Genomic DNA, 8698 nt, shown 5'->3' with positions numbered 1-8698 from the left:
TTTTGAAAATATGTCATTGGGTATAGTTTTAACTACTTATTTTCTCTAACTCGTGAAAAAATGGGCGAACCGGGAGTGATGAATTCAAGATTCAGGGTAAAGAAGAAACTAAGGAATCAGAAATTTATATTTGGGTAATTAAGCCGACGGGTGAAGTATATTATCGTAAAGCTGACCTCAAACCCCTGTGGCAGAAAGAAAATACAACTTTAGCAGAACTCGTTACTACCAGTCGTGATTCTATTGGTGCAAGAGGTACGGCTTTTCGCGGCATTAATGTAACTTACAATCCCGATGCACCTAAAGCAACAAACAAGCTTAAGCGTCTACACGAATTATTAATCAATCCCATCGCTGACTTATTACCCAAAAACCCCAACGATCGCGTTATCTTCATTCCCCAAAGTTCCCTATTCCTCGTTCCCTTCCCAGCGCTGCAAGATGAAAAAGGCAAATACCTGATTGAAAAACACACCATCCTCACAGCACCATCAATTCAGGTGTTGGATTTAACCCACACTCGACGTGCCGAGACGCGAAATACGAAGTCTATACAAAACCTAGTTCTAGGTAATCCCACGATGCCTAGTGTACCGCCCAAACCAGGAGATAAACCGCAGCAGTTACCATCATTACCAGGGGCTGAAAAAGAAGCAATTGCGATCGCACCCCTACTCAACACCAAAGCAATTATCGGTTCTCAGGGTACAAAAGCATCTGTTGTCCAAAAAATGCCCTCTGCCCGAATCATTCATCTCGCAACTCACGGCATATTTGATGATATCCGGGGTTTGGGAAGTGCGATCGCTCTAGCACCAGATTCATCACCCCCAAAACCAGGAGAAATCAACGGCTTACTTACAGCTGAAGAAATTCTGAATATGAAGCTACAAGCCGAGTTAGTCGTCCTCAGCGCTTGTGATACGGGTAGGGGAAAAATTACCGGGGATGGCGTAATTGGCTTATCCCGCTCCCTCATCTCGGCGGGAGTTCCTAGCGTCATAGTGTCTTTATGGTCAGTTCCCGACTCTCCCACCGCACAGTTAATGTCTCAATTCTACACAAATCTGCTTCAACGCCGTATGGACAAAGCACAAGCCTTACGTCAAGCAATGTTGACGACGATGAAAACCCATCCCAATCCTAGAGATTGGGCAGCTTTTACCCTAATTGGGGAATCTGAGTAGTTTGGGTTACATCTATTTCAATACGGTTACAGTTCATCAATTGTCACCAAGCCACCTTCCGTAAACTGAATCACAAGTTCTTGCTCATTCAGCAAAGCAGTTCCAATTAGGGGTCGTCGCCCTGTAGCAAATATACGAACTTCTCGTTCTTCCCCGTCCCAAAGGATGATGGCTTCATGAACTGCTACTAGGACTTCGCTGTTATCTGCCAAGTTTACAGGGAGATCGTACAGGAACGGCAACCCCAGCAAGGTAACTGCCTCAGGTGGCAAACATAGATAGTCAGTGAAGCCCGTGTCTATAACGAACTCAATTGGGAAAGTTGAGCCATTTGGGAGAAGAAATGTTAACGCAACGATCGCATGTCTATCAGTCACAATACCGGAAATCACTTACTGACACGCTCCATTACACCACCTAACGAAGCAGCCACATTGTAACCAATACAAATACCAAAAAGTCGAGCATAAGGATGCTTCGCACTCAGATTGCGTGCCGCTTTCAGCCCAGTTTCATCAACTTCGTAGTCACCTGTCTCAATGTCGATAATCACCATCTTGCCGATGTTTTCTTCTACCTCCACTTGTTTGCGGATTTCACTTTCATACAGTTGCTTTGCACGTCGTGCAACCTCTTCGCGGCTTAAAAGGATCGCTTGCATACGCTGACTCCCAATCGCGGAGCTACTTGCGGTGAACTCCTTCATAATATCTTATATCCACACATCATGTTTATATCAAGCGTTGACCTCAACTACTCCCCCACAATTTGTAAAAAAAGTAGTCAAGAATCAACGTTGACATAAATAAATCAAATTTTGCATAACCTCTGTGCTGGTGAGATATATAGACAATCTAGCGAGCAAACTGCATTTATTACTACAATTAGCGGAACAAATATCATGAAACGTGTCTTTTGCATTTTATTAGCTGGTAGTATTTGGTCATTAAGCGGCATCTCACTACCAACAAACACTCCAGCCATCGCTCAAACCCAAGAGAATAGTGATTTATTTTACCTGTATAAAGGACAACGCATTCCCTTAAATCAGCGCCCGGATGCGATCGCTGTTGCCTTTAAAAAAGTTGGTGCGACACGCAATCGCACTGCTCAACCGCTTTACCTCCAACTCCAGCAAGCTTTACAGGGCGGTGTTCGTGGAACTACTCCGCCAAAGGTCAGTCCTTTAGGTGAAAATTATGCTGTGGTGAGTCTGCCAACGGGAACTCGGGATATCGGGAGTGCTTTTCAAGAGCGAATTCAACAGCAACCCTACGTCCAAACTACCCTACCAGTGCTGAGTCGCAGCCAACGCCAAGAAGTTATCGTTCTACCCAACGAAATTATTATCAGCTTCGATCCACAACTTGACGAGAGCCAGAGACAGGCAATCTTGCAGCAAAACAATCTGGCAATCGTGCGTCCGTTGCGCTTTAATCGCGATCGCTATTTAGTAAAATCCACATCTACCGCTGGTACAAAACTTCTCAGTATTGCCAACCAGCTAAACAAAGTCAAAGGTGTAACCTCCGCTGCACCCAACTTCATCCAATCCCTTACCGACCAAAATTTACAAACAGCTGCCAAACAAGTTGCTAACCTGAAAAACTCCCAACAATTTTACAGCCTAACTAATGGCAATATCGCCCCCCAATCCAGCAGAAGCATTTCCCCGAAAACAAACTTACTGGGGCTGGCGTGGCAGTAGTTGTTTACCGCTAAAACAATGTTTGCAAAAGCCTGTATCTAGTTTAGAATCATTGCAAAGCTGCTTACAACAACCGATAGCAACAAAATCTGCTATATCCCGCACAGATATACACGTCACAGATGCTTGGAAACGCAGCAACGGCGGGCGTGGTGTAGTTGTAGCAGTTATAGACAGCTTAATTCAGTGGGATCATCCCGATTTGGCAAATAGTCTGTATACTGTGAAAGCTGCTGACAAATGTCCAGGGGAAATCCACGGTTGGGATTTTTCCGTTGGCGGTGATAGCACTAACCCCTGTGAAATTGGTGATGCTGATACTCGCATTTCTCCATCGGAACTCGCTATTCTGGGGTCAAAATTTCAGGACACTTTCCAACTATCTGACGCCAAATTAGTTGAGAAATACCCAGAAAAGGCGCTCTCAGTGCAGCAAAGAAACCCAGATTACTCACTCTCAGAAATTGCTAATGTTGTACGTTACGTTATTCGTACTTACAAAGTAGGTGGAGAATTTCACGGCACTTATGTAAGTGGAGCAATTGCAGCTAAACCTCAAAATGGTGAAGGAGTGGTGGGTGTAGCTCCCAATGCTCAAATTTTACCCGTGCGAATATTCGGGTTAAATGGTAGTTATACGCCTTCTGCCTACATCGAAGCTATTGGCTACGCTGCCGCACGCGGTGCTGATGTCATCAATCTCAGCTTGGGTGGAAGTTTACCAACTCAGGGAGAAGAAGAAGCGATCGCCGACGTACTCAAAGCACACCCTAAACTAGTAATTGTGGCTGCTGCTGGCAACGAAAACTTTAACGAAGTAGCGTTTCCTGCTGCTTATCCAGGAGTAGTTGCAGTGGGTGCTACCAATATTCTAGGTAATCGTGCGCCCTACAGTAACTACGGCAAAGGATTAGATGTAGTTGCGCCTGGAGGCGACTTAAATACACCAGGATTGTTGGGTGGAATTCCCACCACAGGTGGCACTTGGCTGGATGCCTTTTGGCAAGGTATCCCCAATCCTACCTCGCGTTGGTCTTCTGTAGTTGACGCCAGAGGCAAATATTGGTGGGTACAGGGAACTTCGTTTTCTTCGCCAGTGGTAGCGGGGGTAGTCGCATTGATGAAAGGGGAAAATTCCAAGTTAAATCGAGAAGGTTTGGTTAGTATCCTTAAATCTACGGCTAGTTACAAAGGGTTGAATATTTCTGATGAAGATGCTAAATTATACCGTTCAAAGGGTCATAAGGGTACAATGTCTTCTTCAGCTAAGGATAAACAGTACTTTTTCGGTAATGGGTTGGTAAATGCTGATGCAGCGGTTCAGACTGTGAAACAAGGGCGATGAAAGAAGGTGGGCGAGGGGTATATTTAAGTTGACAACAAAGAAAAAGTATCCCAATCCCCTTTATTGGAGTGCATTTACATTAATTGACAAATTGGAATAGAGGAGAGTGGGATTTAAATGAGTAGTCGGAGATAATAACTCCGACTAAACAGTTTTAAGAGATCCTAATTATTTTCTTGCTGATTCAACCACTTTTCTAAATCAGCAACTTCTGTAAAATCTAACAATGCTTGTGCTAAATTTTCTAACTGTTCAGTAGATAATCCCCGCACTCGTTCAATCAATGATTCATCTATTGGGTTGAATCGTCGATTAAGCAGAAGTATAATTACCCGTTCTTCACCTTGTTTGTTGCCCTTCTGTAATATATCTTGATAAATGACTGACTCTTGCATAATGTCCTCACTTAATAATCGACGAATCAAGTTTTTCTCAAACCGCAAACCTGCTAATATCTCTGTATATCCGGCAATATTCTGCCTTGTATCTCTATCTGAAATTGTAGCAACCCTTTGGGCAACCTGCGATAACAACCCTTGGGGTGAGGTTGTTTGTGTTAATGGTGCCAATGCGAGTAATGCTTCATCATTGAGAAATAGCGCTGAATCTTGCTCCCACATTCGGATGACTCGATAGCGGTGGATTGTAGTTTCGTCTACATACTCTTCGGTGAAGGCAATTTCGTCGTCTGTTTCTTGTAAGAAAATGACTACCTGCGTTACAGGAACGTCATATTGCCGCTTGAGTCTAACATAATAATCCAACATCCGGAAGGGAATTGGAGGGTCAGATTTTGTTCTGGTTTGAAATTCGATATGTAAAATCCGATTTTCTGTTTGCAAAAAAGTAACGGAGTCTGCACGAATTGGTTCTATGCTCAATTCAGTTTTTAATACTTTGATTTTTTGTGGTTCTACTGGTAATAGCCAGCGAGCAAATTCTGCTGGATATTTTTCAGATAATATTTTACATACGTTATCAAAAGCCACAATTTGCCTCCAGTTTTATACTTAATTTATTTTATTTAAAAATCATGTAATTTTAACGTTTATAACTGAGTTTCATCAAAATATGCAACAAAAGCTTGGTAAAGTAACTTCATTGATAAACGCCCTGTTTACAATTAACAAAAAGTATCATAATCCCCTTTATTGGATTGCATTTACATTAATTTTATAATCAAAATAAATCTGATTATTTCTAAACTGCTTCAATGGTGGTTAACTGTAATCTAATGGAGTTTCAACAATGCGTTTCCGCAATTTTGGATTGAGTGCGTTTGTTTGTCTATTGGTGGTTTTATCAAGTTCTTTTGTTATGAATTTGTCGATGGTATTTACTGCGTCAAGGATTTTGGCGCAAACGGTGAATGAGCAGAAGGCGGAAGCAGATAGGCTGTTGCAGCAAGGCAAAATGCAGTATAATTTGAATGAATTCCAAGCTGCCATACTGTCTTTTCAAAAAGCATTAACCTTTTATAGAGAGATAAAAAATATTCCTGGAGAGACAGAAACTTTAGTTCATTTGGGTATAGTTTATACTATTCTGGGCAATTGTACTAAAACAGTAGAGTATTATCAGCAGTATTTAGGTGTCGTGCCACAATTTGATGTTCCCTCAACCCCAGATTTTTCGGAAAAACGTGAACGACACTTTTGGTTTATACGTGATATATTTCCAAATCTACTAAAAGTACCTTCAGAAAGAGCAGATACTCTACGAAAAGAAGCTAAAGATTTTTTTCAAAAAGGCAATTACTTGTATCATAGAGAACAGTTTGATGCAGCTATACTGCCTTTACAAAAAGCACTATCAATTTATCATATAATAGAAGATTATCAGGGTAATATAAAAACTCTAATAGCTCTTGGAAATAATTATATAGCTTTGGAAGAATATGGTTATGCCACTATATCTTTTCAACATGCTTTAGTAATAGCAAGACAAATAAAAGATAAAAAAAGTGGGAGAAATATAGAAGATAATTTGGCAGTAATTCAAAATCAAAGTAATCTTCTCAAAAAAAAAGCTGAACTAATCAATAAACAAGGAGTTCGACATTACCAAGCTTGTCAAACTGAATCTGCATTCAACTCATGGAAACAGGCAGACCATATATATTCAAAAATTACAGGTAAGCCTTACACGGTAGTAACTCAGTTTCCAGAAGCTGTTTTATCGGCTACACTAAAACGACTTTATAAACAGGGAGTTCAACAATATAAAATACATAAATATGAAGAAGCTTTACGGTTGCTTAATCAAGCATTTGTAACTTGTCAGATATACAGACGTGGATGCTCCATTGAAAAAAATCTTTTGGAAAAAATGGGTCAGGTATACAATACAATAGGTAAAAATCGGCAAGCAATTCAATTCTATCAGCAGTATTTAGAAATTTATCAACAGGAAAGTATTTCAGAATATACCTCACAAGAAGAAGCTATATCGCTATTTTATCTTGGGCTTGCTCTACTTAAATCAGGTAAACCTTCGAGATGCAATTGCTACAGGATTTGAGGGATTTAATTACAGTACTGATTCTACTTATTCAGAAAACCATGGTCGGGAAGAAATTCGTCATTACTTGATGCTGTCAGACATAGCAGAACGAATAGACCCAAATCATAAATGGGAAAATCTCACTCATTTTTGGCATGGTTGAATATGTGCGAATAGTCAACGGAAAGACTACTGTTGAGATTCGTTACTATATTACTAGTTTAGCTAATAATGCGAAGTTACTAGCTTCGTCAGTCCTTCGCCATTGGGGTGTTGAAAACTCTCTGCATTGGGTTTTGGACGTACAATTAAGAGAGGATGATTGTCGAATTAGAAAAGATAATGCACCGCAAAACTTTGCAGTCCTTGTCTTCGACACGCTGCGCGAACGCCATATAGCTGTTAACGTTTTAGGTCAAGAAAAAACGCCAGATTGTCGGAATCAAAAATAAACAGTTTTTGGCAGCTATGGATAATGACTATTTAAGTAAAGTCTTAGAATGTGCTTGATGATTGTAAAGAAATTGTATATAAATACTTAATTATTCAGATATTTTTTTCTTAATAACTGACTGGATTCATCTGGAAAGGAAGTATTTTTTTTCCAAAAAGTTTGGTCAAATAGATTCACAACAATACTTGATTGTCAGATTCAAATAAAGGTCACAGAGTCAGCGCCTATTTTAACAGATATGGTTTATTCTTAATAGAATTTCAAAAATAGTCTCATTACATTATGCTTCTTCAGATAGCACTTAGTTTTGAGTTTAACCTACTTGTTATAAGTAGGCACAATTAACAAGCGCCATAAATTTGGTAAGTTCCTCTCATTCATTAAACAAGCATTTTGTCAATAGAATGTGTGCCAGATTTTAGATGCGTTTGCCCTGGTCGCTGTGGTCGGTTCCAGATGCGCCCACAGCATCATTGATGACAGAATTTTATCAAAATCTTCAAAAAAGCCCAGACAAGGCACAAGCGCTGCGACAAGCGATGCTGACGACGATGAAAAAGAATCCGAATCCCGTTGATTGGGCGGCTTTTACTCTGATTGGGGAAGCAGACTAAATTTTGTACAGATGGATTTGTACAAACGCTTCTTTATATTATTAACGTAGTAATACTATGTTTGCAACCAAAATTAAGGATAAAAATCATCCAAAATGGCTAAAGATGTTTTCCATCAACAAGTTAAAACTGCTTTAATCAAAGATGGATGGATTGTCACCCACGACCCTCTAACAATTCGTATCAGCGAAGCGGTGAAATTACAAATTGATTTAGCGGCAGAAAATGCGATTGCAGCTGAACGCGATACTGAAAAAATTGCTGTTGAAATAAAAAGCTTTATTGGAGACTCGGATATCAGTGCTTTCCATACTGCACTTGGTCAATATCTCAACTATTGTCAAGCACTCGAAGAACAAGAACCAGACAGAATTGTTTACTTAGCCGTTCCAGATGAAACGTACCAAGATTTTTTTCAGCTTCCCTTTATCCAACGTGCCATCAGACGCTACCAAGTCAAGTTGATGATTTACAATCCTAAACAGGAGGAAATATTGCAATGGATAACGTAGAACGCTATCGACAATTTGTTAAACAAATTTTAACCGAACATGCCCAAATTGCCACTACTACGACGGGTACGGTAAAAGCGGAATTAATTTTTGACACTGAACACGACCATTATCAACTTGCTTATGTTGGCTGGCAAGGAGATAAACGGATATTTGGTCCTGTGATGCACTTTGACATTCAAGACGGCAAAATTTGGATTCAATATAACGGTACCGAAGAGTCTGTTGCAGAACGACTGGTTGAGATGGGTGTACCTCCTTCAGATATAGTTATTGGATTTCATTCATCTTTTAAACGCCAATTTACTCGATATGCAGTAGGTTAACAGCTTGATGCTACCTATACTATTTAATCCATATAAAGGCATTTTTGAAT

At 40.2% G+C, this 8698-nt stretch carries 8 protein-coding genes and 3 pseudogenes; 8 read left to right on the top strand and 3 right to left on the bottom strand.

All coding sequences use genetic code 11. From position 1 onward, the window contains the following. Nucleotides 1–77: 77 nt before the first annotated feature. Nucleotides 78–1187 (top strand): annotated as a pseudogene (locus tag ICL16_RS20030) (CHAT domain-containing protein); the annotation flags it as partial. A gap of 26 nt (nucleotides 1188–1213) precedes the next feature. On the opposite strand, the gene ICL16_RS20025 reads toward ICL16_RS20030, so the two are convergent. Further along, nucleotides 1214–1579 carry a clan AA aspartic protease gene (locus ICL16_RS20025; RefSeq protein WP_190831101.1) on the bottom strand — a complete coding sequence of 122 codons (366 nt, stop codon included), beginning with the start codon at nucleotides 1577–1579 and terminating at the stop codon, nucleotides 1214–1216. Then, nucleotides 1576–1848 (bottom strand): hypothetical protein, encoded by a 273-nt coding sequence (locus ICL16_RS20020; RefSeq protein WP_155749522.1) that lies wholly within the window; start codon nucleotides 1846–1848, stop codon nucleotides 1576–1578. The genes ICL16_RS20025 and ICL16_RS20020 overlap by 4 nt, the downstream gene beginning before the upstream one ends. Before the next feature lie 240 nt (nucleotides 1849–2088). Between ICL16_RS20020 and ICL16_RS45805 the strand changes: the two genes are divergently transcribed. Both ICL16_RS45805 and ICL16_RS20015 read left to right on the top strand, forming a co-directional pair. Beyond that, complete coding sequence (locus ICL16_RS45805; protein ID WP_238360861.1) at nucleotides 2089–2895, top strand: hypothetical protein; 807 nt, start codon at nucleotides 2089–2091, stop codon at nucleotides 2893–2895. Beyond that, nucleotides 2822–4240, top strand: coding sequence for a S8 family serine peptidase (locus ICL16_RS20015; protein WP_238360860.1), 1419 nt, complete (start codon nucleotides 2822–2824; stop codon nucleotides 4238–4240). Before ICL16_RS45805 ends, ICL16_RS20015 begins: the two co-directional genes overlap by 74 nt. Before the next feature lie 164 nt (nucleotides 4241–4404). Here the strand turns inward: ICL16_RS20015 and ICL16_RS20010 are convergent, their stop codons facing one another. Then, nucleotides 4405–5229, bottom strand: a complete 825-nt coding sequence (locus tag ICL16_RS20010) for a DUF4351 domain-containing protein (RefSeq protein WP_190831099.1) — start codon at nucleotides 5227–5229, stop codon at nucleotides 4405–4407. A gap of 259 nt (nucleotides 5230–5488) precedes the next feature. On the opposite strand from ICL16_RS20010, the gene ICL16_RS47300 reads away from it, so the two are divergent. From ICL16_RS47300 to ICL16_RS19985, 5 genes and pseudogenes are all read left to right on the top strand, one after another. Then, nucleotides 5489–6760, top strand: coding sequence for a tetratricopeptide repeat protein (locus ICL16_RS47300; RefSeq protein ID WP_190831097.1), 1272 nt, complete (start codon nucleotides 5489–5491; stop codon nucleotides 6758–6760). Next, nucleotides 6705–7252, top strand: a pseudogene (locus tag ICL16_RS45800) (ISAs1 family transposase); the annotation flags it as partial. The gene ICL16_RS47300 and the pseudogene ICL16_RS45800, both read left to right, overlap by 56 nt. A 381-nt stretch (nucleotides 7253–7633) precedes the next feature. Next, a pseudogene (locus ICL16_RS19995) lies at nucleotides 7634–7810 on the top strand (CHAT domain-containing protein); the annotation flags it as partial. A 95-nt stretch (nucleotides 7811–7905) separates the two neighbouring features. Continuing rightward, a complete protein-coding gene (locus ICL16_RS19990; protein ID WP_190831091.1) occupies nucleotides 7906–8322 on the top strand; it encodes a XisH family protein in 417 nt (138 codons plus the stop codon). Continuing rightward, nucleotides 8310–8648 carry a XisI protein gene (locus tag ICL16_RS19985; protein WP_190831089.1) on the top strand — a complete coding sequence of 113 codons (339 nt, stop codon included), beginning with the start codon at nucleotides 8310–8312 and terminating at the stop codon, nucleotides 8646–8648. Before ICL16_RS19990 ends, ICL16_RS19985 begins: the two co-directional genes overlap by 13 nt. Nucleotides 8649–8698: the final 50 nt, after the last annotated feature.

The sequence above is a fragment of the Iningainema tapete BLCC-T55 genome (assembly GCF_014698965.1).
Taxonomy (GTDB): Bacteria; Cyanobacteriota; Cyanobacteriia; order Cyanobacteriales; family Nostocaceae; genus Iningainema; species Iningainema tapete.
The sequence above is the reverse complement of the archived record's forward strand: the minus strand, read 5'-3'. Positions and strand labels throughout refer to the sequence as shown.

Bases quoted from the DNA above. Each gene is read 5' to 3' on its own strand.
- ICL16_RS20020 (WP_155749522.1), bottom strand. From the start codon at position 1,848: ATGCAAGCGATCCTTTTAAGCCGCGAAGAGGTTGCACGACGTGCAAAG.
- ICL16_RS45805 (WP_238360861.1), top strand. From the start codon at position 2,089: ATGAAACGTGTCTTTTGCATTTTATTAGCTGGTAGTATTTGGTCATTA.
- ICL16_RS20015 (WP_238360860.1), top strand. From the start codon at position 2,822: ATGGCAATATCGCCCCCCAATCCAGCAGAAGCATTTCCCCGAAAACAA.
- ICL16_RS47300 (WP_190831097.1), top strand. From the start codon at position 5,489: ATGCGTTTCCGCAATTTTGGATTGAGTGCGTTTGTTTGTCTATTGGTG.
- ICL16_RS19990 (WP_190831091.1), top strand. From the start codon at position 7,906: ATGGCTAAAGATGTTTTCCATCAACAAGTTAAAACTGCTTTAATCAAA.
- ICL16_RS19985 (WP_190831089.1), top strand. From the start codon at position 8,310: ATGGATAACGTAGAACGCTATCGACAATTTGTTAAACAAATTTTAACC.